15 protein-coding genes are annotated in these 26,559 nt (G+C 54.0%); 2 read left to right on the top strand and 13 right to left on the bottom strand.

All coding sequences use genetic code 11. The features are described from left to right. Window positions 1-19 precede the first annotated feature (19 nt). The 11 genes from HP435_RS15400 to HP435_RS15450 form a co-directional block, all read right to left on the bottom strand. On the bottom strand, window positions 20-7,285 hold the full coding sequence (locus HP435_RS15400) for a SpvB/TcaC N-terminal domain-containing protein (protein WP_173599812.1): 7,266 nt from the start codon (window positions 7,283-7,285) through the stop codon (window positions 20-22). 396 nt (window positions 7,286-7,681) lie between these two features. After that, window positions 7,682-8,050 carry an acyl-CoA thioesterase gene (locus HP435_RS15405; protein ID WP_173599811.1) on the bottom strand — a complete coding sequence of 123 codons (369 nt, stop codon included), beginning with the start codon at window positions 8,048-8,050 and terminating at the stop codon, window positions 7,682-7,684. Between the two features lie 120 nt (window positions 8,051-8,170). Next, on the bottom strand, window positions 8,171-8,998 hold the full coding sequence (locus HP435_RS15410) for a carbohydrate ABC transporter permease (protein WP_122966419.1): 828 nt from the start codon (window positions 8,996-8,998) through the stop codon (window positions 8,171-8,173). A gap of 13 nt (window positions 8,999-9,011) precedes the next feature. Next, a complete protein-coding gene (locus HP435_RS15415) occupies window positions 9,012-10,322 on the bottom strand; it encodes a carbohydrate ABC transporter permease (protein ID WP_122966418.1) in 1,311 nt (436 codons plus the stop codon). Window positions 10,323-10,466: 144 nt separating this feature from the next. Continuing rightward, window positions 10,467-11,801, bottom strand: coding sequence for an ABC transporter substrate-binding protein (locus HP435_RS15420; RefSeq protein WP_173598071.1), 1,335 nt, complete (start codon window positions 11,799-11,801; stop codon window positions 10,467-10,469). Window positions 11,802-11,865: 64 nt separating this feature from the next. Beyond that, window positions 11,866-12,918: a Gfo/Idh/MocA family protein gene (locus HP435_RS15425; RefSeq protein ID WP_122966416.1), complete on the bottom strand. Its 1,053-nt coding sequence runs from the start codon at window positions 12,916-12,918 to the stop codon at window positions 11,866-11,868. A gap of 15 nt (window positions 12,919-12,933) precedes the next feature. Then, entirely contained in the window at window positions 12,934-13,902 is a 969-nt protein-coding gene (locus HP435_RS15430) for a sugar phosphate isomerase/epimerase family protein (RefSeq protein ID WP_122966415.1), read from the bottom strand. A gap of 56 nt (window positions 13,903-13,958) precedes the next feature. Next, window positions 13,959-14,975 carry a LacI family DNA-binding transcriptional regulator gene (locus tag HP435_RS15435; protein WP_307723381.1) on the bottom strand — a complete coding sequence of 339 codons (1,017 nt, stop codon included), beginning with the start codon at window positions 14,973-14,975 and terminating at the stop codon, window positions 13,959-13,961. A 206-nt stretch (window positions 14,976-15,181) separates the two neighbouring features. Further along, the gene (locus HP435_RS15440) at window positions 15,182-18,064 is read right to left on the bottom strand and encodes a PAS domain S-box protein (protein WP_173599810.1); all 2,883 of its coding nucleotides are present in this window, start codon (window positions 18,062-18,064) and stop codon (window positions 15,182-15,184) included. Window positions 18,065-18,232: 168 nt separating this feature from the next. Beyond that, a complete protein-coding gene (locus HP435_RS15445; RefSeq protein ID WP_173599809.1) occupies window positions 18,233-19,285 on the bottom strand; it encodes a zinc-dependent alcohol dehydrogenase family protein in 1,053 nt (350 codons plus the stop codon). A gap of 40 nt (window positions 19,286-19,325) precedes the next feature. Then, complete coding sequence (locus HP435_RS15450) at window positions 19,326-20,828, bottom strand: aldehyde dehydrogenase family protein (RefSeq protein WP_173599808.1); 1,503 nt, start codon at window positions 20,826-20,828, stop codon at window positions 19,326-19,328. Window positions 20,829-21,057: 229 nt separating this feature from the next. Between HP435_RS15450 and HP435_RS15455 the strand changes: the two genes are divergently transcribed. After that, window positions 21,058-22,932: a sigma-54-dependent Fis family transcriptional regulator gene (locus tag HP435_RS15455; RefSeq protein ID WP_122966411.1), complete on the top strand. Its 1,875-nt coding sequence runs from the start codon at window positions 21,058-21,060 to the stop codon at window positions 22,930-22,932. Between the two features lie 135 nt (window positions 22,933-23,067). Here the strand turns inward: HP435_RS15455 and HP435_RS15460 are convergent, their stop codons facing one another. Next, window positions 23,068-24,000, bottom strand: coding sequence for a response regulator (locus HP435_RS15460; RefSeq protein WP_122966518.1), 933 nt, complete (start codon window positions 23,998-24,000; stop codon window positions 23,068-23,070). Next, window positions 23,978-25,306, bottom strand: a complete 1,329-nt coding sequence (locus HP435_RS15465; RefSeq protein ID WP_281868091.1) for a sensor histidine kinase — start codon at window positions 25,304-25,306, stop codon at window positions 23,978-23,980. Before HP435_RS15465 ends, HP435_RS15460 begins: the two co-directional genes overlap by 23 nt. A gap of 298 nt (window positions 25,307-25,604) precedes the next feature. Here HP435_RS15465 and HP435_RS15470 point away from each other — a divergent pair, with 298 nt between their 5' ends. After that, window positions 25,605-26,549: a glutaminase gene (locus tag HP435_RS15470; RefSeq protein WP_173599825.1), complete on the top strand. Its 945-nt coding sequence runs from the start codon at window positions 25,605-25,607 to the stop codon at window positions 26,547-26,549. Window positions 26,550-26,559 lie beyond the last annotated feature (10 nt).

Consider the following 26,559-nt stretch of genomic DNA (forward strand, 5'->3'; position numbering starts at 1 on the left):
TCTCCTCATTCCCTGTTTTTTAATTCTTCGGAATAGCCCGCAATGACCAGACCACATCCAGACGTTCCTCATCGGTCATCGTGCTGTTCGGATCGCTCGCTTCCGTCACCTTCTCGATATAGCTCAAGGCGAAGGAAGTTTGTTCTTTGGTGCCGCTTCCTTTATTCAAATCAACGCCCGTCGATACTTTGGTCTCATGCAAGATTCTGCTCAGTTGAATCACATCTGTCGCTTCGTCAATCCGCTTGTGCACGAACTTGCGCACCGAATCGGCATAGTCCTTGATTGGCGTGCCGCCGTCGCTGAGCTTGAAGCCCGTCTTCATGATCGTTTTCACTTCGTCCAAAGTCGGGATGGACTCCGAAAAAGCTTTCCCCAGTCTTTCCTCTACGAGAAGCGCCTGTTCCCGCACTTTTTCGATCGCCTGGTTTTCGTGAGCGTTTTCTGGATTCAGGTTGCCTGGCGTACTGTTCAGCTTGGTTAAACCAAAAGTCAAATGCTTCTCCACTGGTGCGGATTCTTTGGGAGCGCGGGTGATTTTATATTTTTGATAGCGTTTCATCTGCCACTTGATGAACTTCTCTTTCCCTGCATTTTTGATCACCAGGTTGATGATGCGCTCGTAGGACGGTCTGATCACATCGTCGTAGCCAATGACGTGGCGGCGATCCTGTTCCTTTTTCAGCTTGATCTTTTTCCCCGCCGAGTCGAAATCGGGCCGCCCGGAAAAGCGGAAGTATTTGTCGGTGTCCCGTTTGACCGAAAGCTTTTTCTTTTTCGGTTTCGATTTGCCGCCGTTTGCATTCTTTTTGGCCTGTTTGATCGACACGTAGCCCCCTGCATCGCGGAAGACCAACGGGTTGTTTTGGGCGAATACGAACAAATTCAAGCCGTCGACTTCCCCCGCCGGATCGGGATTGATCCACCTGCCCAGCCACGGCGCAAAGTAGCGGGCGCCGTAGTAATAAAAGCCAGTGAGCGAATCTCTTTCTTTTCCGCCGTAGCGATACAGCTTCCGCTTTACTTCTTGCAGGCTGGTGCCTGCGATGAGTGACGTGCCGCCGTACGGGTAATATTCTTCCAGGCTGATGATTTTGCCGGATGCATCCGTCTCCAGCACGGCCGAGCCTAAATGATTTTCCAGTTGGAAGCGGATTTGCGGATTGCTGGTCACGTCGGATGGAAGACCTTCTGTCCAGGAGAGGCAGACGGCGATGCAATGCTGCCCGTCCATGATTTTTTGCGTGTGCTTTTCCTCTTTGAGCTGGCTTCCTTGCAGCGTGCGCCTGATTTCAAAAGTTCCCATGTATATCGTTTCTTCTCTGTGCACGACTGTGTTGTTGTTCGCATAGCGCTCTGTCACTTTGCGAATGCGGGTTCCGCCGCTGTCATACACGTAATACTCGCTGTCCGAAAAGCCGGATTCCCGCGCGATGACCGTCACCTGGCGAATGTTGTTCCGTTCGTTCCAGGCGATCTCGTCGATCCCGACCATGCGGATGGCATTGCCGTTTCGGTCGAAAAAGTCATCGATTTGCCCGGCTGTCAGCGGAAGCCCAGTCGCACTGGCGGACAACAGTTCGGTTTCGACTGCCCGATTGGAGCGTTCCGAAACGGTCATTTGCCGTGTCCACGAGCCGGAATCAGTCCCGGTCAGATGCTTGGTCAAGAACAAGTTTCCGGCAGCGTCGTACGTGAAGCGGCGAGTGTAGTTGCGCAGTTGCTGCTGGTCGTTAAGCGGTACGTTTGACAGCGGGACAAAGCCGCTATCGGCAAAAGCCCCGGCAGACTCCGCTTGCGGCGACATGCCCGGATGCTCACGGCCTGTCCCTTCGATCAAGCGGTAGAGAGCATCGTACGTGTAGACAGACTGCGGTTTTACCACTTGCTGATTGGCAAAAACAGTGGACAGCGCCTGATCCGTTACGCATGCGATATTGCCAACGGGATCATACGTGTAGACAATGTCCTGCATCAGCTTGCGGTCCGCCTGCCGCGTGCTGATCGCGCGAAGCAAGCGGAATGTCGCAGGCTCGTACTCGTATTTGGTCACTACATCGTTTCCGTATTGAATGCGGGTGCGCTGGCCTTTTGCGTCGTAGGAAATGCCTGCCACATACGGCTCGGCTGGCGATTCTGGAGTTTGTTTGACCAGCAGCTTGTCCAACAGCCCCGACAAATGGTATTCGTATTGCTGCGCAAGCCCGTTGGGAGCGGTAGCGACAGTCAAACGCGCCAACGCATCGTACTCGTAGGAAGTCGTGTACACCGTTGGTTCCAAAAGCGTGCTCGGCTCCTGCCCGCTTCCCCAGTCGGTCTGCTCGCGATAGCTGGTGCACAGCTGTCTGCTTGCCCGAAGCATGGAGCCGCCCAGATCGTACACGTGATGCGTAACCAATCCTGCCTGGTCGTACTGCTGGTAAATTTGCCCGCGCAGGTTGAACTTCGCCGGATCTTCCCCTGCTAAAGCCTGCTGGGCTGCTGGGCTGTCTCCGTACACGATCCGTTCCAGGACAAAAGACTTCCCTTCATCCTGGCGAATCGTTTCGCTCAGCCGCCCTAGCGCATCGTATTTGTAGCGCAAAAGCTGATTGTTCGCATCTCGCGTCAAAATGACGTGCCCGAACATGTTTGAAAGCTGCCAGCGTTCCCCGGCGTCTGCGCTCTTTTTGTACAAAATGTTGCCCGCCAGGTCGTATTGCGTGAAGAAGTTGCGCTCGCCGGACTTGGCCAGGCGCGGGTCAGCGCCGCTGATCTGGTTCCCCCGGACGTCCCATTCGTAGCAAGCCGCAAGCTCTGCGCCTGTCTTTTGAACGGACGACAGCTTGCTGATCACAGCCGCTTCCTGTGAAGCGTATGGAGCGCTGAGTCCGAGGGTGAAGCCTGCCCGTTCAGGTTGGAACAAATAAGTCAAAGCCCCGCGAAAATCGACGAATTGCTTTGTTTGCAGCTCCTGGAACAATTCTTTTGCCTGGCTGATCGACAAGCCCAGCGCAGTAAAATCGTCAGGAGCAACTATTCCTTCTGCTTTTTGAATCAAGCGGATCGTTTTGCCGTCGCAGTTGAGCTGTTTTTCGACTGGAGTCCCGGCGAACAGGCTTGCTTTTTGCAGCGCCAGCCTGTCCTGTTGAAAAGCAGGGTCCTCGTCGTCCACATGCTGTTGGTAATAGCGGGATTCGAGGATCGTATCGTTTTCGTCTTCGTGCCATTCGGACCATGCGGTAAAGCGAACCCGCGTAAAAAAGCCTTTGGCCGTATCGACCCGGATGACGCGCCCGAGCGGATCGTAGGTGAGCGTGGAAGAAACTCCGAACGTCCGCAGCACCGGATCGTCGACGTAGACGTACGAGGACGAATAGTAAGGCTCGTACTCTTTTACCGGCTTGCCCTTGTTGTTGTAGAGAGTACGTCCCGTCGCCAGCCATCGCGGCTCTACCGGGTCAGGCAAAAGTTTTCCGTCCGGGCCGTACGCCGCTCCCGGCTCGACCTTCACCATCTGCTGGTGCTCGCGGCCAAATCCGTCGAGGTACGTCAACTGGGTAAAAGCAGGTCGAGATTCGCTCGATGCATAATCTTGCGCGTTGAGCTGGATCGAAACGATCGGTTGTTTGCGCTCTGCCCAGGCGAAGTCGTCGTAAGCAAAGAAGCACGCCGCTCCCTGCACATAAAAGCGACCGCCATCCGGGCTGTGCAAAAGGCGATCCAGATCGGGACGTCCGCGCTCCACATAGGCGGACAGCGGCTGGAAGCCTGTCGCCACTCCCCCTTCAGTCCCGTAGTACGACATCGCGATCACACGTCCGAACGGGTCGAACAACACTTCTGTGCAGTTGCCGTTTGGATCGAGGACTTGCGCAGGCTTCATCGTCTGATAATCCAGCTTTTGCACGCTCGTCGCGTTTCCGAGCGCATCTGTCGTCTGCTCGATGAACAAGTAGGACGAGTCGTAGCGATATGTCGTCCGATTGCCGAACGGGTCTACGGCGAATTGCGGCAAATAAAATCCTGCCGCCTCCAAATGAACTTCCAGCAAACCGGGATTCCACCAAAAATCACCGTCCGAGAAAAGGCCGCCCTCTTGTTGCAGCAACTCGTTCAGTTGCGACGCTGGCAGTACCTCGGCAAATCGCTCCACGATCTGCTGTTCCGTTACAACGGCTGTCTCTGTTTGGCAAAGCAGCTTTTGCGCGGATACTTCCCCCAGCGGATAGCGTTCCTGGCGAATCGGGTCCCAGTAATAATGCCGTTCCCATCCGATGAGCGGCGTAGCCTCAGACGGACGAATGGAGGCAATCGCGCTGAGCAGCTCGTTTTTGGCAACATAGGGCCGCTCTTGGGAGAGCGTCACATTTTTCAGGTGGAACACTTTATGCTCGACGGGAACTCCCGGCAGGTACACGTTTTGTCCGATGCTGTTTAGCACCGTCGCTTCCTCGTACACGACTTTTCCCGTCAATTGCTCGGGAAAAGTGTGGGCGCCCTGTCTTCGTCCATACGAAACCGCGCACGACTTGAGGACATTTCCATACGCATCGACTTCCAGAACGAAGCTGTGCTCGATGCGCGGATCGGCACACTTGCGCTCGTAATGGTACGAGATCGATTCTTGCGGTTCGATCGCAAACACGCCATACTCGCTTCGCTCAGGCACTTGAAGCATACGGACGCAGTAGTTCATCTCCTCCACGGTGTACGGCGCAGCCGGGTCCTGATCGTCAAAGGCGACCGCAGCAGCAGGCGCGTACACTTCCCTGCGCAGAAGCTGGCCTTTCAACGAGCGGCTGGCTTGCCGGAATGTCTCGCCATCAATCACATCGCGAGGGGGCTGTCCTGCTGCTGTTGCCTGTACGAGTGTGCTGTCCGGAAGCGGATAAGCTTGCAGGTCGCCCTGGTAGTATTCGCGGGCAAACTGCCGGGACAATTCGCCGGATTCGGCAACCGCTCCCGTGTGATACCAGCTTTTGCTCCAGACAGGGGGCACATCCGTTGGTTCCGCCTCTGCCGAAAGTGTCTCGGCGTCTGTCCGTTCCACCATGCCAAAGCCGCGAAACTCCCGCTCCACGCTGTCGTAGTAGCCGTGGTGATACGCGTACCGCGTGCACATCGTCGCCTGGGATATCCAGTCGATGCTCTCCACCTTCTCGACGACCTGAACGGGAAAAGGCAAATGCTGCTGCCAGAAAAACTCATTCTCTTTGTCTTTCATGTAAAAATAAGTGGAGGAGCGGTAGGAAATGCGCGTCTCTGCTCCGCACTGGTTTTCAATGCGGGTCAAAAGGTACGGCTTTTGGCGAGAGCAAAAATCGTAGCACCAGTGTCTGGTCGTGGGGTATTCTTCGCTGAAAACGAGCGAAGTCGTGCCGTTTCCATGCACATCTGCAAACTGTAGCTGATTGATTCTGTCCCAGCTGGCTGGCAACGGGACACTGAACGGTTCGCGAAAGGAATGGCCGCTCTGGTTCAAGTAAACATCAATCCGATCGGGATAGGCGTAGATCAAATCCGCTGTACCTGAACCGTCCACATCGACGAGAAACAACCGGGATTCGTCCAGTCCGTCGGCAAAATACGGAGCATTTTCCATGCTTACAGGCTCACCGAAGCGTCCGTAGCCCAAATTCGGCCAGCATTGGACACTGCCGTTGGCAACCTTGACAAGATGCTGCATCCCGCTGCCGAACATGTCGGCAAACTTGACTGCCTCTGTCTTCGTTTCCTGTCGGGGCAGAGGCAAATCGCTTCTTCGCCACACGCGCATCGGCTCGCCAAAGCCTTCCGTTCCCTTGCTCGGATAGTACGTAATCGTCTCCTGATCGATGTGCACCAAGTCAGCCAGTCCGTCTCCGGTCAAATCAACGAGCGCGTGTCCATCCTGAAAAAAAGCGTTCGTAAACGAAGCAAACGGCTTCCATGGACGCCACGTTTTGCTTGGCCCGCTGGCAAAGTACCCAGCTTCCGAAAGTGTCGCAACGACCAGTGCCAACTCCCCGTTTCCAGCCAAATCCATCAGCTGCTGACTGGACGACGGTACATGATTCGCCGCAGGGAAAGTCGGCAGTTCTTTCGGACGCGCATACGCGACGATATCGCTTCCCTGTTCGTCCTGCGCCAATATCGGCTCCAGGTAGAGGGCGGAAACCTCATCCTGATACAAAATACCGGGGATTCCTTCGCCGTACAGATCGATCAGCTCTGCGGAAGAATCGTGTCCCATTGCGGGAAGAGCAGCCAGATCGAGCGCGTGCAGCGACTGGAACGTTTGCGCTGTCGGCTCAAAGCGGGAATAGTTCAACAGAAGCGGCGGCAAGCTTTCTTGCGCATACTCGCCATTCGCCCAGCGAAAACCCGTCAGCTCGACACTGGACAACAGCGATACAGTCGATGCTTGCTCATACGAAAAGGTGTAGGATTGAACGGGAAGCGGACTGCGGTCCAAGGCTTCGAAATGATGGAACAGCCACATTTTGCGGCACAGGCGGCTTGTCCGAACTTCAAATCCGGCGTGGTACTGGGAAAAGGAATCGCTTCGGTACGCAACGGGCGGTCTGTTTGCAAACGAAGTCAGAGGGCGTGCATCTGCGGAAGAGCTGTAGTCAAAGACAACTTCGAAATGATAGACGTCAGGTAGCGACTCCCCTTCCTGATAAGGGACTTTGTTTCCGTAACGTATGCGGCTGATATACTTGTTGGCTGATGGGATACGTTTCTCGTCTTGGTGCGCGGGGGTTTTGGAGGAGACGATGTCGGACTCGTAGTCATAGGAAATGTGGTTGCCTTTTGGGTCGAATGCTTCTTCCAGCAGCCACTGGTAAATGCGGGCAGGGTCATCGGGATCACTGATTCTTGCTTGTTCGGTTTTTCCAAACAGCTGGACGAACTGTTCGCGATCGGTCACTCGCCAATGCGTGCTTCCTGTCGCTATATTTACCCAGCGCTCGATTTTGTCATAGGCGTCGACCACGCGGGGGCGGTACTTCGTAACTTGATACGTGTCTTCTCCTGCGCGGACCGTGTGCCGCTCGCCTTGTTCAGGCTGGCGAACCAGGTCATCTGCATGGGAGAGCTGAAAAATGTCTGAATCGTCATAGCGCGGGATGCCTTTTGCTGTCTTTCGTGATATTGTGGGGAGGGAAAGATGGAAACCAAGGCCAAAAATGCCGTTGCCTTCCCCTGAACTGTAGGAAAGATGCAGTTCGGGCGAACAATCCCGGCTGGGAGTAAGCCTGAGCGGGATGCTGAACGAAAAGGTTCCGGTAAACTCATTTTGCTGAAATTTTTCGCCCATTCCCGAAATGGCGCCTCCCCCTTTCGGAAGCGATATTTGATTCGTTTTGATGGTGCTCGACATAGCTTGTATCGCGGCTGCATCGATTGGATGATGTGGTGGCGCCGCGCTCCCTTCCCGTCAGATTTGATTTTCGTCGAAACGAGGCAAAACCAACAGCGAATCGTGAGGAAAGTTTGTACGCAAAGTGTATTTTAGTCAAATTTTCCACAAATTTCAACATTCTTTTTTCCGTATCAGCTACTTTTGTACTAACTTGTCATGTCTTCCTGTCACGGACTGCTTCATTTTTGGCTCCACTTCTCGCCTGCCGCTTCGTGGGAACCCCTTTTCCACGCCAAAAAAGCCCGATTCTTTTCGGATCGGACCCCTTCCTGTGCTGCTCTGCCGTCCTGCTTACGCTTTTGTCCGCAGCTCATCCGGCACGCGGATTTTCTCGCCTGTTTTGGCGCAGATAGCGACAAACGTCACCTCGGCATCCAGCACCTGCTCTTCCCGCTGGTTGTACATCCGTTGGGAAAGGACAAAGCTCGTGTTTCCCACTCGCTCTACCTCCGTATGAATGACGAGGACGTCGCCGAAAAACGCTTCCTGCTTGTAGTCCGCTTGCAGCTTGGCGACAAAAGAGCGGAAGCCCAGGTGCAAAAAATAGTCATACCACGGCTGGCGGGCTTGCTCCAAAAACTCCATGTACTTGACGTTGTTCACATGCCCCTCGCGGATCGCTTCCGCTTGCACGCGAATTTCAACTGGCGACAAATTCATCGGACTCCCCCTCATTCCTTGCTGTCAGGCGTTTGATTTCGCCCCGGCGCGGGAGATATCCTGCCAGCAACGTGTACGAAGGGCGCTCGCTTGGCTTTTGGCGGCGTATTTTCGCAGCGCTTATTCTTTCACCGCCCCGGAGGTCAAACCGGAAATAATTCGTCGCTGGAAAATCAGCACCATGACGACGAGCGGCACGGTAACGATAATCGAGGCGGCCGATATCTCTCCCCACGGAATCGTGAACATCCCTTGAAACATGACGATCCCTACAGGCACAGTCTTCATCGCTTCCTGCGTATTGAGCGTCAGCGCGAACAAAAATTCGTTCCAGGCGGCGATAAAAACGAGAATCGCGGTCGTGAATACTCCCGGCATGGCCAGCGGAAAAAACACTCGCGTCATCGTCTGCCAAATGCTCGCTCCGTCCACTTTGGCAGCTTCGCCCAAATCGCTCGGGATTTTGCGGAAGAAGATCGTCAAATTCCAGATGGCAAGCGGCAAGGCGAAAGTCGTGTACGGAATGATCAGGCCGAGATAGCTGTTGGTCAGCCCCATCGATTGCATGAACATGAAGATCGGAGAAATCGTGGCGATCTGCGGAAACATCGAAACGGCCAGCACGATGCCGAGAATGATCGTTTTGCCGCGAAAAGACAGCCAGGCGATCGCATAGGCAGCAAAAGACGCAATCGTGATGGAGTACAGAGTCGTCAGCGTCGCAACCACGGTGGAGTTCCATAAATATCTGGCAAACGGACGCTCCGTGAATACCCGGACGAAGTTGTCCAAGGTCGGATTTTGAATGATGAACTGAAAGGCCCTCTCCCCGAACAGCTCCCCTGGCGGCTTCAGCGCGGCGAGGAGAATCCATAAGAACGGGAACATCACGACGAAGACAAACAGCAGCAATCCGATGTAAAACAAAGGACCCGCCTTTTTTTGCATGACATTTTCCTCCTTATTTTCCGTTTCCCTCACCGAGGAGGTCAGCCCCCAAAATTTTGATGTAGCCGATCGAGATGAGCGCGACGCACAAGAACACAAGGACTGCGAGCGCCGAGCCTTCACCAAAGCTCATCTGCGCAAACATCGTTTTATAGGCGTAAATCGAGATCGTTTCCGTGGAGTTGGCAGGTCCGCCGCCAGTCAGCGCGTAGATCAGATCGAATACGCGAAACGCATCGAGCGTACGGAACAACAGCGCCACGAGAATCGTCGACTTGAGCATCGGCAGCGTAATGCGGAAAAATTGCTGCATGCGGTTCGCTCCATCGACGGAAGCCGCTTCGTACAAGCTGTGCGGGATGGTCTGCAAGCCAGCGAAAAGCAGCAGAGCCATAAACGGAGTCGTTTTCCAGACGTCCGCCAAAATGACGGAAAACATCGCGCCAGCCTTTGTCGAAAGCAGCACGCCCATATCCGATACCAGCCCCGTCACTTCGAACAGATGAGCCACGATCCCGTTTTGGCCGTCGTACAAAAATTTCCACATCATCGCGGAAATAACGGTCGGGATCGCCCATGGAATCAGCACCGTTGCCCGCACCAGCCCCCGGCCGCGAAACGGACGGTTGATCAGCAGGGCGATGGCTATGCCAAGCACAAGCTCGATGACCACGGAGACGACCGTAAAAAAGAATGTATTATACAAGGCGGCCCACATGCGGCTGTCGGTCAAAAAATGCTGGTAATAAGCAAAACCTACATAGTTCGGCTCGATGATCGCGGACGTGATCCCGGCCATCACCCCGACGGCTCCTTCCGGCTTCGCCAGTTGTTTGTTTGCCCCCATTTCCAGCAGGGTAGATTCCGTCTGCGCCAAGGTTGTCCGGATCGCGTCTGTCGCTTCCCCTGTCAACGTCACGTATTTGAGTTCGTTCGGAATCGGCTTGAACTCCAGCAGCAACTGGTCGATGGCTTCGTAACGGCTCGCGATCTCGCCTGATTGCTGGAGCGCTTGATTCATTTGCTCGATCTCTTGCCGAATCGCCTCCAGTTTGTCTTTTGCAGGTCCCTGGGCGGCCTCCGCTTCTTTTTTCACATAGCGCAGCAGGTTGGGAAAGGTACTGACGTAGCGCTCCATATCCAGCCCATACGAGGAATGAACTTCGGTCTTTGTCGGGTCATTCAGCCGAATATCGTGCAGACTGATCCAGAATGAGCGCATGACAGGCCAAATCGCGATGATGAGGATAATCAGCAGTGCGGGTAAAATCAGCAAATAGCCCATTTGCTTTTCCGAAAGAGAGCCTTTGTTTTGTCGATTCATCCGTTCACCACCTTCTTTCCTGATTGAAAATCACAAGAGCATCTTCTGTTTGCCGCGGCCCATTCGCTTCCGGAAGAGACAGTCCCCCTCTCCCGGAAGCCGCCTGGACCTGTTGGCGCGTGTCGCTATGTCGCTGGACCCGCGTTACTTTTTCATCAGTTCGTTCATTTTTGCTTCCATGTTTTGTACGGCTTGCTCTGCGGATTGTTGTCCGGCCAGCGCTTTGGACACTTCAATCTGGATGACTTCGGAGATTTTCGGATAGATCGGCGTAGTCGGACGGGACACGGCAGCGCTCACGCCATCGACGAAGTCTTTGTTCGCGAACAGCGGGCTTGCTTTTTGCACATCGGCGTCTTCATACACAGGCAGCAAGGTTGGAGCCAAACCGCCGTGCACGGCCGAAATTTTTTGTCCTTCGGCTCCGGTCATGAACTTGAGGAACTCCCACGATTCTTTCGGATGCTTGCTGAATTTGTTGATGCCGCCCATCCAGCCGCCGAGTGCTGCGGCAGAGCCTGCATCCCCTGCCGGGAGCGGAGCGATCGCCACTTTGTCGACGATTTTCGATTGCGCCTGATCTTGCGCGAGGGCGAACTGATACGGCCAGTTGCGGATGAAGGCCGATTGTCCTTCGAGGAATGCGGTATGCGATTCGGTTTCCATAAAGGTAGTGATGTTGCTTGGGACGATGTCGGATTTGACGATCTCGATCATTTTTTGCAATCCTTTGATCGTCGCAGGGTTGTTGATCGCCACGTTGCCTTGCTCGTCGAGAATTTTTCCGCCGTAGGCAGCGCTAAATTCAACGAAGTTGCACACCAGTCCCTCGTACTGCTTGGCTTGCATCAAGTAGCCGAACTTCGTGCCGCCCTGACCTTTTGTGGCTTTTGCTTGCGCAATCAAGTCATCCCATGTTTTTGGCGGTTCTTTGACCAAATCTTTGCGGTAAAAGAGCAGTCCGGCATCGATGAATTTGGGCATCGTCCATTGCTGACCGCCAAAATTTCCGGCGTCCATCGCGCCTTTGATATATTTGCCCGTCTCGATTCCGTCTTGTTCCATCAAGCGGTCGAGCGGAAGCAGATAGCCTGCCTGGGCAAATTCAGCCGGCCAGATTACATCCAGGTCGAACACGTCGATCTCGGACGATTGCGCGCTGAACATGGTGACGTACTGATCGTGGCTTTGTCCGGTGTCGGATGGCATCTCGCGGATTTCTACCTCGATGTTCGGGTGAGCGTTCTGAAAAGCTTCCACGAGCTTTTTCGTGGAATCGGTGGCGTCTTTGCCGCGAGCGTAGACGAGCTTGACTTTTTCGGCGGCTGGCTGCGGAGCTGGTTCTGTTTTCGGCGCTTCTGGTGATGCAGGTTGTCCTTGTGCGGGTGCGGATTGCTGCGGAGTGGAGGAGCATGCTGCCAGCGAGAGTGCCACGGTCAAGGTAAGTCCCATTGATGTAAGCCTTTTCATAACTTTCATGCCATTAACCCCCTATGCTCTTTTGGTGAATGCTGAAGCCTGCTTTCGCAGGCACTTCAACCGTTTACGAAAAGCGGACAGCCTCCCCGGTGCGAGCCGACTGATAGATCGCTTCAATCAGACGGGTAATGTACAAAGCTTGCTCCGGCGTGCACAGCGCCTCGGCTTTCCCTTCGATGGCATCGAGGAAGTTGGACAAGAGCGCGACCCGTTCCTGACACGGTTTGGGCGATAGCTCAGTCGTTGCCATGACGCCGCCCCATTCGTGGTAAAGAGCGAGCTGCTCATCCAGCAAGCCAAGCGATACGCCCCCTTCTTGCCCGTACAGTTGCAGGAAAACGTTTTCTTTTTCGATGTGCGACGCCCAGCTTGCATCAAGCGTGAGCGAAAAGCCGTTTTCAAACGTAATCATCGCAACCGCCATGTCTTCCACGTCAAACACGCCGTTCTCATCGATCCGGCCCCACTCGGACAGCCCGCGCTTTTTCGGACCGAACTCTGCGTACGTCTGGCCGAGTACCGACACTGGCTTGGGATGACCAAGCAGCCACAAGGTCAAATCGAGCATATGTACCCCGATGTCAATCAGCGGACCTCCGCCTGCCAATTCTTTTTGCGTAAACCAGCTTCCCCAGCCGGGGATTCCGTTGCGGCGCACCCAGCCTGTTTTCGCGTGGTACACGTTGCCGAACTTCCCTTCATCCAGCCAGCTTTTGATCTGCTTGGCCTGGCTGCGGAAGCGGTTGTTTTGCGCGACCATCAAAATTTTGTCCGCTCGCTTCGCTGCTTCGATCATGGCTTCTGCCTGACCGCTGTTCATCGCCATCGGCTTTTCGCACAGCAGGTGCTTTCCCGCAGCCAATGCATCCAGCGCAGCTTGCGCGTGCAAATAGTTGGGCACGCAGACGATGACAGCGTCCAGTGCCGCTTCGGACAGCATCTGGCGGTAATCGGAAAAGACGTGCGGGATTTCGTACTGCTCAGCCTTTTCTGCGGCTGTTTCTTTCGACACATCTGCAATGGCAACGATCTCAGCTCTCGGCTCGCCTTTGGCTGCTTCCAGATGCGCCAGGGCAATACCGCCTGCTCCTATCAATCCGATCTTGCATGTGCTCATACAAGCTCCCTCCTTTTACACCCACCACATATTTTTGAGCGGCTCGCGCAAAATCACCTGCTGCAAATTTTGTACGGCGCGCTGGAAGCCTTCCTCGATCGACATGATGGCATCCTCGTGCTCGATGCTGATGACGTAATCGTATCCGCTCATGCGCAAGGCGCTCATCATGTCTGCCCACGTCTTCTGGTCGTGTCCGTAGCCGACTGTGCGGAAGTACCAGGCCCGCTCATTCAGATTCGCATAGGAGTTCATGTCCAACAGGCCGTACATGTTCACTTTTTCCTGATCGATAAAAGTGTCTTTGGCATGGAAATGGTAAATCGCTTGTTCTTTGCCCAATATTTTGATCGCCGCCACCGGATCGATGCCTTGCCACCACATATGGCTCGGATCAAAATTGGCTCCAATCGCCTCTCCCACCTGTTCGCGCAGCTTCAGCAGCGTCCCGGGCGTGTGGACGAGAAAGCCTCCGTGCAGCTCCAGCGCGACCTTTACCTGGTGATCGTGGGCGTATTGGCCCCATTCCTTCCAGTACGGCACCAGCTTTTCGTTCCACTGCCAGTTCAGCACATCCCGATATTCGTTCGGCCAGGGGGCAACAGGCCAGTTCGGATACTTCGCGCCCTCATGATCGCCTGCTGTGCCGGAAAAGCAGTTGACGACAGGGACTTCGAGCTGTTCGGCCAGTTGCACCGTTTTGACGAACGTCTCATGCGATTGCTGGGCAAATTCTTTGTCTGGCGACAGCGGGTTGCCGTGGCAGCTCAATGCGCTGATGACCAGCCCGCGTTCTTCTACGGCTTTGCGATACGCCTCGCGCTTCCCTGCACTTTCCAAAAGCTCATCCAGCTGGCAGTGCGCATTGCCTGGATAGCAACCTGTTCCGATTTCGACTGCCTCCAATCCTGCCTCTTTCACATGGTCGAGCATTTCCTCGAACGATTTGTCGCTGAACAACACAGTAAACACGCCGAGCTTCATGCGTTTCCCTCCTTTTTCGAGCCAAGCTCTCTGTTTGGATCACATCTATGGGCCATTCATGGTGTACGCTCGTAAATCACGCTTACACTTTGCCGGACGACGAGGTGGTGTGGAACGATGCTCATCCTCTCCACCGGCTCGTTTCTGATTTGCTTGAGCAATTGCTCCGCGGCAGCCTTCCCGTACATAAACGGGTCGTTGTGAACGGTAGTCAGCATCGGTCTGGTAAAGGAGGCCAGCTCCAGATTGTCAAAGCCCATGACCGAAATGTCTTCCGGGACGCGAATCCCGTGATCGTGCAAGTAATTGAGCACCCCGACGGCCATCAGGTCTGTCGCTACAAACACCGCCGTGGGACGCACCTTCTCCTCGCAGATGCGGCGCATCGCTTCATAGCCGCTTTTGGCAGTGAAATCCCCTTCGACGACAAAACCTTCATGAATCGGCAAATCGTGTGCGCGCATCGCTTTGCGGTACCCTCCCATGCGATCCAGTCCGCACGGCGGGTCCCACAAAGGCCCGGAGACACAGGCAATTTTTTGATGGCCCTGCGAGATGAGGTAAGCGGTCGCATCGTACGCAGCCTGTACGTTGTTGACGTTGACCGTGGGAATTTGGTAGCCGGGCAAATCATGGCCGGTTACGACCGTCGGCACTTGCATGTCGAGCAGCGTCTGGAAGTTGCTCTCCAAAAAATGCACGCTCGCGATGATGACGCCATCCAGCTGCTTTTCCTTGAACAGCCGCAAATACTTCAGCTCTTTGTCCACGATCTCGTCGGAAATAGCCAAAAACATGCTGTAGTCGTCCTCGCTAAGCACGCTGTCGATGCCGTAGGTGAGGTTGGAGTAAAAGTTGTTGTTGATGTCGGGGATCATAACTCCAATGATGCGGGTTTCCTTGCTGACGAGACTTCTGGCTATCGCATTCGGTTGAAAGCCCGTCTCCTGGACGATCCGCAGGACTCTTTCCCGCAGCTCCGGTCTGACTGGCTTGGAGTTGTTCAGGACACGCGAGACAGTGGCGATAGAAACGTTGGCGAGTTGGGCGATGTCTTTTATCGTGACAGAAATGGTTTCTCACTCACTTTCTCTCATTTCGGGTAAACGTTTTCCTAAACAAAAATTAACATCCCGTATCATCTTTGTCAATATTCTGTCTTTTTACTTTTTTCGCATGTTTTCTGCTGGTTTTTGTCGAAAAAACGGTTCTATTCACGCCGCTGCCCGCACCAAAAAACCCAGAGGCATCTCTTCTCCCCCGGGCTTTACACAAACGCTCATTCAAGAGGTTCACACACAGGCAAATGAATCTCCACCGTCGTCCCCTTGTTTCGCTGGCTATTAATTTTCATCGTTCCTTGGTGGGCTTGAATAATTTTGTAGCTAATCATCAGGCCAAGACCTGTGCCCTTTTCCTTGGTCGTATAAAAAGGTTCCCCAAGCTTCGGTATTCGCTCCTCGGCTATTCCCTCTCCCTGATCCAAAATCCGAATCGACAGAGCTTCTCCCTGCTGCTTGAGCTGAATAGTGATCTGCCCGCCATACGGCATGGCCTCGATCGCATTTTTTAAAATATTAATAAAGACCTGTTTTAACTGATTTTCCTCGCAATTGACCATCGTGGCGACCGGATCAATCTCCAGCACAATCTGGACATTGTTTAAAATCGCTTCGGTCTGCAAAAGCTCTACCACCTGATGCAGCAAAGGCGGCAGATTGCGCGGCGTAAAATGGATGACCTGCGGCTTGGCGAGCACCAAAAACTCGTTGACAACCGATTGAATCCGATCCAGCTCTGACAAGATCGTTTGAAAATACTCCTGCTTGTAATGGCCTTCCTGAATAAATTGAATGAAACCGCGAATGGAAGTCAGCGGATTGCGGATTTCGTGCGCGACTCCCGCAGCCAATTGACCGACGACAGACAGCTTTTCCGACTTGCGCAGCAGCTCTTCTGTCTTTTTCAGCTCCGTAATGTCCCGGCTGATCACGACCAAGCCCGTGCGTTTGCCCTCCGGGTCGAATAACGGAATTTTACTCACATCAAAAATTCGCACATCGCCGTAGTCCAGGTAAACGACTTCTTCCAGCCGGACGGGCTTGCCTTCTTCCCATGCCCGCTTGTCCGATTCGGCGCATTGCAGCAATGCCTCGCGATAATCCGGGGAAAGCAGAGCCAGCTCCCCGTCCGTTTTTCCCTGATACGGCACGTTCTCCAGGCGGAACACGCGCAAGCAGCAATCGTTCGCCTCGATCCAGCGGCCTTCGCTGTCTTTGAAGCAGACGGAATCCGGCATGGCGTTGATCAGCGTTCGCAGTTGCTTTTCGTTTTCAATCAAGGCCGCTTCCATCCGCTTATGCTCGGTTATGTCCCGTTGAATCGCCACGAAGGCGATGAGGTTCCCTTCTGAATCAGACAGCGGCGAAATGAAGGTGCTGACATCGAGCAGCGTCCCGTCTTTTCGCTGACGCAGCGCCTCATACGATGTCACGTGGCGATTTCGGACAATTTCCTGTTGCAGCAGCTGGAAATCCGCTTGCAAAAAGTCAGGGATCGTCGGCAGCTCGGCCCCGATGACTTCCTGTTCACTCCAGCCAAACATCTGCTCGAACGCCCGGTTGACTTTAACGATATGGAAGCCGACGTCGAGCACAACGACCGAATCGTCCGTATTGCGCAGGTACACATCAAGCTGTTCCTTCGTCGAACGCAAATCCGCCTCGATCTGCTTGTGGCGAGTCATGTCTTTGGCGATGGCGTAGAAGCCGCTGATCTCGTTGTCTACATACATCGGGAAGTTGTTGATGCTGACGTCGATGCTGTGTCCATTTTTATGTTTGACAGCGATTTCAAACTCCTGCGGTCGTCCCATTCCTTCCAGGCTGAACGGATGGAGCTTTTTTTCGGCGCAATCCAGCAAGATTAGTTGGATAATGTTGCTCGCTTGCAGTTCTTCTACGGTATAGCCGATCAATCTCTCGGCGGCCGGATTGGCCTCCAGTATGTTCCCTTGCAAGTCGTAACAGATGATCGCCGAAGGGTTGTCTTCGAACAGCGAACGGTAAAATCGCTCGCTGCGGATAAACGGTTTCGCCGTTTCGGCAAAGTCGGGTGCCAACGGCTCGCGTGCGGAGCCATCTGCCCCTCCGCTCCCTGCAAAAACAGGCTGCGCCGCCGTCGCTTCCCGCACGCCGTACTCGTCGTTCGGGGGAATTGCGTACACGACAGAGCCGATCGGCCTGCCGCCATATATATACGGAATAAGTTCAAAGCGCCATATTCCCCTCACATGTTCGGCCTCCCATTGCATTTTCGAGATAATGGCAAAAGCGGAAGGAGGCGCCCCGATCAAATTTTGCTGGCGATCAACCCACCCTTGCTCGTACAGGATACTGGACGCATTAATGACCTTCCCGCCGCGATCGAGTACCAGAAAAGGACTCGTCACAGCCGAAGAGACGAGATGCGAGAAACGCTCTGTCAAGCGGAAACGTTCCTGTTCCAGTTGACCGCGCAAATATTTTTCCACGATTTGCTTTGCCGAGGTAACAGCTGACAAAGAGTGCGGGTGGTTGACCCTCCACAAGCCTGTCAAATTGAACACGCCAATCATTTGCTGTGTGACAGGATCGCGAACAGGCGCGGCGGAGCACGTCCATTTTTGCACCTCCTGGCAAAAATGTTCGCCAGCAAACACCTGTACTGGTCGCCCCGTCACGAGCGAAGTTCCGATGGCGTTCGTCCCTGCCCGATGCTCCGCCCAGGAGGAGCCGACGACAAAATTCATGTCTTCTGCTTTCAGCATCAGCGACAAGTCACCGTCCAAATGCACGATGTCTCCTGCGGCATTGCAGAAGGTGACCAAATGGCCCGAGTCGAGCGAAGCGTCTTTCATTTTCAGCAAAAGCGGCTTGAGAATATGCTGGAGCGTATCTTCTTCCCAGTACGCCTCGATCTGCGCCCGGGACAGGCTGACCGTCGTTCTCGTGCGCAGAGGATGGATATTTTGCTCCTGACAGCGCTGCCAGGATTCGTACATCAGCGGTCGAATGGCCGGTCTTTCGTTCACTCCAGAAACAAATCGTTCCCACTCCTGTTCAAGTTTGACTCTTTCTTGTGAAAGATTCGCATATCTATCCAGAGCTATCCGCTGACTCATGATCTCCATCCTCCAGATATAAAAGTGAGGGAACAACAATTCGGATAAATATTTCGACAATTACCCCAATTTTCCTTTTTATGAAACATTTTTTAAGCACACTGGCCCCCAGAAAAAATGAACCAGTGTGTCTCTCGTCCTACTCAGAGACGCACTGGTTCATCTGTTCTATCTGAATTTCGTAATCACATTAAAGCCGAATGTGTTGTAGTTCGTCATGTCTTCCAAAATGCCCGACACGTCATCGAGAGCGACTTCCTTGGACACGAGCGAAGACGGGTTCAGCTTGCCTTGGGCGATCAGCGTAAGCAATCCTTCGTAAGCCGCATGCGGATTGCCGATGCTGCCGACGATCTCCAGTTCCATCGCGGTGATCGCATCGATCGGCAATCCGACCATGCCGCCCTCTTCCTTGGTAGTCAATCCGATCTGGACGTGCCTGCCGCCTTTTCTCAGACTCAAAACCGAATTGAGAATCGTATCGCGAATGCCGAGCGCATCGATGGAGGCGTGCGCCCCGCCCTTCGTAATTTCCTTGACCGCTTCCACGACATTTTCTTTTCTGGCATTGATGACGGCAACGGCGCCTTCTTCCTTTGCCTTGGCCAGCTTGGCGTCATCGACGTCTACAGCGATGACCATCGCCCCGACTGCGCTCGCCACCTGAACCGATGACAGTCCGACTCCTCCCGCGCCGTGCACGGCCAGCCAGCTGCCCGGCTGAACGTTTCCACGGATCACACCGTGATAACCCGTCATGTAACGGCAACCGATCGCGGCTGCTGTCAGCGAGTCTACCTCGTCTGGCAGGCGAATCAGATTGAAGTCGCCGTTTGGCACGCGGACGTATTCGGCGTAGGCGCCATCGTAGCTAAAGCCGAAAATCGCCAGGTTGTCGCAACGGTTGGAATGGCCGGAGAGGCAATTGGCGCAATGTGAGCACCCTTCATGAAAAGGCGTGGTCACGCGATCGCCCGGACGGAAATTTTTCACCTCTTTGCCGACTGCCTCGACGACACCTCCCAGTTCATGTCCCGGAATGATCGGCAGCTGCGGGCTGAGTCCGATCCAGTCCCAATCTCCCATCCAGGCGTGCCAGTCGCTTCGGCAAACCCCACACGCTTCGACCCGGACGATCACGTCTTTCGAACCTGGTGTCGGATCGGGCACCTCTCCAATACGCAAAGGTTTACGCTGCTCCAAAATTTGCGCCGCTCTCATGCTTGATTCCCCCTTGTTTTCTCTGTTTTTTGCCCTTGCCCTAATCGAGGTTGACCCAGACCGCCTTCACCTGCGTATACAAGTCCAGGGCGTACGAACCCATCTCCCGGCCGTATCCGGATTGCTTGTAGCCGCCAAACGGCACGGCAGCGTCGAGCGCATTGTAGCAGTTGACCCAGACAGTGCCTGCTTCCAAGGCGTGCGCGACTTTGTGCGCTTTGCGCAGATCGGTCGTCCACACCCCTGCTGCCAGCCCGTATTCCGTATCATTCGCCCGCCGGATGACATCTGCGACTTGCTCCTCGTCGTCAAAAGGCATCGCTGCGACAACCGGGCCAAAAATTTCTTCCCGGGCAATCGTCATGCGCTCATTGACATCGGCAAAAATCGTAGGCGGAACGAAATAGCCCGGCCCTTCCAACGGTACGCCGCCTGTCAATGAAGTCGCGCCTTCCTCATGCCCTTTTTGCAAGTAGCCTGTCACCCGCTCAAATTGCTCGCTCGATACGAGCGGCCCGATCTCTGTCGACTCGTCCAGGCCGTTGCCTTGCTTCATTTTGGCCGCATAGCTCGTCATGTCAGCCAGGACGTTGTCGTACACTTTTTTATGAACAAACAAGCGCGAGCCTGCGCAGCACACTTGGCCTTGATTGAAGAAAATACCCATCAACGCGCCAGGAATCGCTCTGGAAAAGTCGGCGTCCGGGAAAATAATGTTCGGCGATTTGCCGCCCAGCTCCAGCGACACGCGCTTCAAATTGCCCGCCGCTTGCTGCATGATCAGCTTGCCGACCTCCGTCGATCCGGTAAAAGCCACTTTGCGAATGCGCGGATGGTTCGTAATCGCCGCGCCTGCTGTCGGCCCGTAGCCTGTAATAATGTTGACGACGCCATCGGGGAATCCCGCTTGCTGGATCAATTCCGCCAAATAGATCGCGGACAGTGGCGTTTGCTCGGCGCTTTTCAAAATCACGACGTTGCCTGTAGCGAGTGCCGCGCCCAGCTTCCACGCAGCCAACAAGAGCGGGAAGTTCCACGGAATGATCTGCCCGACCACGCCAATCGGCTCGCGGCGCGTGTAAGTCAGCATGTTGCGCCCGGCAGAATTGTTGATCACTTCGCCAGCCAGCTTCGTCGACCAGCCTGCATAGTAGCGGAAGTGATCAATCGCCAATGCTACGTCAGCGAAACGGGCGTGGGTGATCGGCTTGCCGTTGTCGATCGTCTCCAGCTGCGCGAGCGCCTCTGCATGCTCTTCCATCAAATCAGCCAGCTTCCAGAGCATCCGCCCGCGTTCGCTAGGCGTCACCTTGGCCCAATCTGTCGCAAAAGCTTTTTCTGCGGCTTGCACCGCGAGATCGACATCGATCGCATCGGCTTCATAAACAGACGTAATCGCTTCACCAGTAGCCGGATCAATCGTGTCAAACGTTTTTCCCGATGCTGACGCTACAAACTCCCCACCAATGAACAGCTTTTTCGGACCGCCTGCCAAGAAAGCTTCGACACGCGGGTCCAATGTGATTTTTGCCGTTTGCGCCACGTAAGCCCCTCCTCATTTTCGCTTATGTGCATTCGTCCCTTACTAGAAGCATGTTTTGTGCCAAATAGAAAACGCTTACAAACAGCGGCTTTTCTATGAATCTAGCAATCTTGCGTTGGAACAGTTGCTCCATTTTTGCGATACAATTGCTCCATTGCCCATTGTAGTTTGAAAATTGTGGTAATATAGAAAGGAAGGTCTTATTTTCTCTGCTAGAGGGGGAAATCGTTTGCTGGAACCCACCAATGCGTTGCTGAAAAAGTCGTGGGAGCGAAGCCGGATCAATGGGGTTAATGCGTTGACAGCAAAGGATGCCATACTGGAAGAAACCCAGTTTCGGCAATACAGGGAACAAAAAGAAGAGTTTATGAGAACGATGGACCCAACCATGGAGCGATTGGCTTATTGGCTGAAAAGCTCCTACTCGATCGTCGCCCTCTGCGATACGTCGGGCTACATCCTGGAGAGCAAAGGCGATCCTGTCTTCCTCAAGGACACGGAAAAAATCCAGGTCCATCACGGCGCCTGCTGGTCTGAGCAGGTGCGCGGAACCAACTCGGCGGGGACAGTCATTGTGGAACAAAAACCGCTGGCTGTCGTCGGAAAAGACCACTATCTTGACTCCAACCATATGTTGTATTGCGCCGCCTCCCCGATTTTCGGACCGCAGGGCGAGCTGGTAGCTGTGCTCGATATTAGCGGACATGCGGCGATGTACCACCCTTCCTTACTAGGCATGGTCGATGTGATGGCGCGCAAAGTGGAAGATTGGCTGCTTATCCATCGTCCCGATCGGCAGATGGTCATCTCGCTCTATCCGGAGAAAAACGCCAAGCACCACGCGCTGCTGGCCGTCAATCAGGACGGAATCGTCACGGGCGGCAACCGCGAAGCGCACCAACTGCTGCGCGGAAACAGACAGCGGCTGGGACAGGTGCATGTGACAGAGCTAGTAGCAGACATCGAGTCTTTGCTAGGCAGGCAAAAAGACATTTCCACTCCCCGTTCCCTCCCCTTGCTCACAAAAGGGGGCGGAGAACATCACTGGCAGGCTTCCGTTCTGCTTGATACGCGTCCACCGCAGATCGCCGCAAGCCCTCCATCCTCCAAACCGAAGGCGAGGCCGCTCCGGGCAAATCGGACAGGTCTCACCTCTTTTGATGACTTATACGGCACAGACGATGCCTTTCTCGCGGCCATTCGGCTTGCCAAGCGGGCAGCCAAAACGGAATATACGGTTATGCTGTTTGGCGAAAGCGGCTCAGGCAAAGACGTCGTCAGCCAGGCGATTCATCTGGCAAGCGAGCGTGCGGACAAGCCTTTTGTCGCGATCAACTGCGGGGCGATTCCGAAAAGTTTGCTAGAAAGCGAGCTGTTCGGCTACGAGCCGGGAGCGTTTACCGGAGCCAAACAGACCGGACAGCCGGGAAAATTCGAACAAGCTCACCAAGGGACACTGTTCCTCGACGAAATAGCCGAGATGCCGTCCGAGATGCAAGTGGCGCTTTTGCGCGTGCTGCAAGATTTCACCGTCTATCGGGTAGGCGGAACGAAGCCGATTCACGTCGATGTGCGGATCATTACGGCTACGCACACCGATTTGTGGCAAAAAGTGCAGGAAGGCAGCTTCCGCGCTGACTTGTTTTACCGACTGCAAGGCGTTCAGGTCACACTGCCGCCGTTGCGGGAGCGTGCAGATCGGCTACAGCTCGCCCAGTTGCTGCTGCACGGCATCGAAGCCCAGTTGGGCACAGGGCCGCTTGCGCTTGGAACCAGTGCCAAAAAGCTGATCGAGAGCTACAGTTGGCCGGGAAACGTGCGTCAGCTTGCGGCCGCCCTGCGCGAAGCGGCTTTTCTGTCGGAGGGAGGCAAAATTGAGCGGGAGCGCTTCCCTGCCTACATTTTGTCCAGCTTTTCTGCCAAGCCCGCCGAGGGACAAATAAGCGATGCTCAAAAAGAACGAACCCAATCTGGCAAGAGCGACATGGTCGACGTATTTTTGCAGACGGGCGGCAACATCTCCGAGACGGCGCGCATTCTCGGAATTGGCAGAAATACCGTCTACCGCAAGCTGAAAAAGCTGATGGAAAAGGACGGGACGTAAGAGTCAGTCGAGACGGGAGTCCGCGTGTCCGGTTGTCCGACAGCAAAAAGCCCTGATCGAGTGGTCAGGGCTTTTTGCGTGACATGTCACGGCAAGTACGGCTTCTTGTGCCGTCGCTTTGCGTCTTTACGCTTGCTATGCTTCTGCCTGGATTCGTTTGGCTTCGGCATAAAGAACTTGAATAAATTTTTTCATGTTGATGCGAATGTCCGAAGCAGTGGCCGTTTTATTTTTCAGCTCGGCCATTTTTTTCCACACAAACGTAAAATCGAAAAACTGGGAAGCGTAATTTTCAAATTTCCAGTTCGACAGATCGGACAAGCCTAGCGATGCCAAATGATTCAAGGACTGATAGATCGCTCTTCTGACCCGCTGCTCGGACGCTTTGACGACTTTCATGACTTGTGTTTCATCCGCGGCAGTTCCCAGTCTGGCTTGGGCAACCGCGACAAAAATTTCTTTGAGCGCTGGAAAGCCGCTTTTCAGCGTATGCTTCTGCTCCCATTCGTTCAAGTAGTCGAGAATGTCAAGCAAATCGTTGCTGCCGTTCTCTCCGGCAATCCCCAGCTCGGACAAAAGGAATTGCCCCGCCTCGCGCAACTGTTTGCCGCTTTTGCTCGCCCGGTTCTGGCTGCCAAGCCCTTGATCCAGTTGCAAGACCGAATGCAGCGATTTTTGGATATCCTGAATCGATTTTTCCAGCCGGATTTTTTCGATGACTTTTTGCAATATCGTCACCACTTCGATCCGGTTGACTGGCTTAATAATGTAGTATTCGCTGCCGAGCGAGTAAGCCTGGGCGATCAAATCTTTTGACTCCATCTGCGAGATCATCACGATCTTGCCTTTGAAGACAGGCCGAATTTGGCGAATCGTTTCAATCCCGTCGCGCTCGGGCATGAGCAGATCAATCAGGACGATGTCGACATGTTTCATCGTCAGCATATGACCGTCAACGAGCGCTCCGTCCTCGGCCTCGCCGACCACTTCCCCCAAGTTCTCATCCTCGATAATTTCTGTCAGCATCAGGCGCACAGCTTCATCGTCATCGATTAAGTAAAAGTGCATCGTCTCCCTCTTTCTCCCTCACAAGATTGATCGGCAAGCGGATGACAAATTCCGTTCCTTTTCCCGCCGCGCCGTCTCCGACAACCAGCTCTCCTTGCAGCTCGTCCACCATCTCTTTTACATAAGAAAGACCGATTCCCGTAGAAGGTGCTCCTTTGTCGTCGTATTTGGTCGTGAATCCAGGCTTGAACAGGAGCTTTTTGCGCCTGGGCGGAACACCCGGGCCGTCGTCGGCAATTTTGATCTCGACAAACTCTTTGTCCCGGTTCACCTGGATCAAGATGCTCCCCGTCTTCTGGATCGCCTCGACGGCATTGGCGACGATGTTGTTGATCAACGACATCAAGGTAAACACGTGATAGGGCGGGTGTTCTCCAGAAATCAGGCAAGTAAACTCGATGTTTTTCCCGAGCAGGCTCGCGTACTTCCGCTGGGAGCGCACGATGATGTCTGCCAACTGATGAATATCCATAAAATCCGTCCGATTTTCGTGGGTAATCAGTTTTTGCAGCCCGGCAAAAATTCGCTGGTTGTCTTTTTTGATTTCATGCACTTCTCCTGCAATAATCAGCGCCTGTCGCGCAAACGAGTCGACGGAAGCTTGTTCAAGCCCGTCTTTTTGCGCTTGCAGGCGCTGGTACAGCTCGAACGACTTGACCGTGATGTTCTCCGCATTTTGCAGCGTCTTTTTCAGATGAATCGACTCTTCGTACAGATTGGAAATGAGCATCAGCATATGCTCGTGCTGCGCGCGGGTCTGTTTTTCCCGGGCTTGCGTCTCGTACAGTCGGATCATATTCAGAAAGCTGAGCACGACGAAGCTGTGCGAGAGCGCAATCACGAACATCTCTTGCAGCGAACTCCAGGTCACGACGATGTGAAACAGCACATACTGCGATAGCAGCTCGACCAGATCGGCTACGACCTCAATGACCATCCCGATTCCGCCGATGATCAATGTCCGCTCGCGGAACCGCTCCATTCGGATCACATAAAAAAGCAGCGAATACGAAAAGTAGAAAAAAAAGCTCGAATAGTGCTCTTGCATCGAAGTAGCCAAATGAAACGGGCTGTGCGTGTACGAGTCGAGCAGCAAGCGAAAGCCGACGACAGACAGTCCGGTCAAAAACCCGGGCAACACCGCCGGAAGCCGCTGGAACAAAAGCAAGAAGAAGAAAAAGGTCGGCGCGCCGAAGCTGATCCGAAACGTCTCGTTGACCGGATAAAATTTCAGTTCGCCTGCCAGCGGAACCGTGATCAGCATGAGTGCCAGGATGTAGCCATCCTTTTTTAATGGGGAATGCATGCGCCACTTCCCCCTCCCTGTTGGATTGCTGTAGGGTTTGTCACTTTTTTCCCCTTACTATTCTTATCCATAAAACACGTAAACGACAAGTATAGAAAAAATATTTATATAAATGCGTGAAAGCTTTTGTTGGTTTTTGTTTGATTTTGTAGGTTGGTTTTAAAGTGTTCAATATACGATTTTTGCGTGGCGTGGAAGCGCTTTCGCTCCTTGACAAACAGGCTTACAGTACAGGATTTGGGGGGAACGGGGTTTGTTTCAAACAGCAACATCGACAAACAAATGGGAAGCACAGCAGGTGACAGAACATCTGCAACGGTGGGTCGCCTACCATCGCGAGCAAGCTTCAGAGGGTGCATGCGCCAGTTACATTCCCGCTTTGCGGCGAGCAGACCCGACACAGCTCGGCATTTGCATGGTCGGCCCTTCCGGAAACAAAGTGACGGCTGGTGACTGGGAAGTTCCTTTCACCATGCAGAGCATTTCCAAGGTCGTCAGCTTTATCGCAGCTTGCTGTCACCACGGCATGACTTACGTGCTCGATCGCGTGGACGTGGAGCCGACGGGAGATGCGTTCAACTCGATTATCCGTCTGGAGATGCACAAGCCAGGCAAGCCGTTCAACCCGATGATCAATGCGGGCGCCATTACCGTCTCCTCGCTTTTGCCAGGAAGTACGCCGGAACAAAAACTGCACTATTTATACGCAATTTTCCAAAATATTACAGATTCGGCTCCTGTCATTAACGAGGAAGTGTTCGTCTCGGAGTGGATGCATTCACACCGAAACCGTGCGCTGGCGCATTACCTGAAAGACACAGGGTATCTGGATTGCGAAGTCGAGGAAGCGCTGGAAGTGTATTTAAAACAGTGCTCCATTCAGGTCAATACGGAGCAGATCGCGCTGATCGGCCTGGTTTTGGCGCTGGACGGCTATCACCCGTTGCGCGGCGAGCAAGTTTTGCCCAAAGAAGTCGTGCGCTTGGCAAAAGCGTTGATGCTCACTTGCGGCATGTACGACGCTTCCGGCAAATTTGCTGCCTATGTGGGACTTCCGGCCAAAAGCGGCGTGTCTGGCGGAATTATGACACTCGTTCCTCCCAACCTGAGATCACAATCCCCTTTTCCCGGCGGCTGCGGCATCGGCATTTTTGGCCCGGCCATCGACTCATGCGGAAACAGCGTGGCAGGTGTATCCCTGTTGAAGCAGATCGTGCATGAGTGGGATATCAGCATTTTTTAATCCATCTATC

Source organism: Brevibacillus sp. HD3.3A, from assembly GCF_013284375.2.
Lineage (GTDB): Bacteria > Bacillota > Bacilli > Brevibacillales > Brevibacillaceae > Brevibacillus > Brevibacillus parabrevis.

Coding starts and splice junctions, on each gene's coding strand:
- HP435_RS15400 (WP_173599812.1), bottom strand. CDS start 7,285: ATGGGCGAAAAATTTCAGCAAAATGAGTTTACCGGAACCTTTTCGTTC.
- HP435_RS15405 (WP_173599811.1), bottom strand. CDS start 8,050: ATGAATTTGTCGCCAGTTGAAATTCGCGTGCAAGCGGAAGCGATCCGC.
- HP435_RS15410 (WP_122966419.1), bottom strand. CDS start 8,998: ATGCAAAAAAAGGCGGGTCCTTTGTTTTACATCGGATTGCTGCTGTTT.
- HP435_RS15415 (WP_122966418.1), bottom strand. CDS start 10,322: ATGAATCGACAAAACAAAGGCTCTCTTTCGGAAAAGCAAATGGGCTAT.
- HP435_RS15420 (WP_173598071.1), bottom strand. CDS start 11,801: ATGAAAGTTATGAAAAGGCTTACATCAATGGGACTTACCTTGACCGTG.
- HP435_RS15425 (WP_122966416.1), bottom strand. CDS start 12,918: ATGAGCACATGCAAGATCGGATTGATAGGAGCAGGCGGTATTGCCCTG.
- HP435_RS15430 (WP_122966415.1), bottom strand. CDS start 13,902: ATGAAGCTCGGCGTGTTTACTGTGTTGTTCAGCGACAAATCGTTCGAG.
- HP435_RS15440 (WP_173599810.1), bottom strand. CDS start 18,064: ATGAGTCAGCGGATAGCTCTGGATAGATATGCGAATCTTTCACAAGAA.
- HP435_RS15445 (WP_173599809.1), bottom strand. CDS start 19,285: ATGAGAGCGGCGCAAATTTTGGAGCAGCGTAAACCTTTGCGTATTGGA.
- HP435_RS15460 (WP_122966518.1), bottom strand. CDS start 24,000: ATGCACTTTTACTTAATCGATGACGATGAAGCTGTGCGCCTGATGCTG.
- HP435_RS15465 (WP_281868091.1), bottom strand. CDS start 25,306: ATGCATTCCCCATTAAAAAAGGATGGCTACATCCTGGCACTCATGCTG.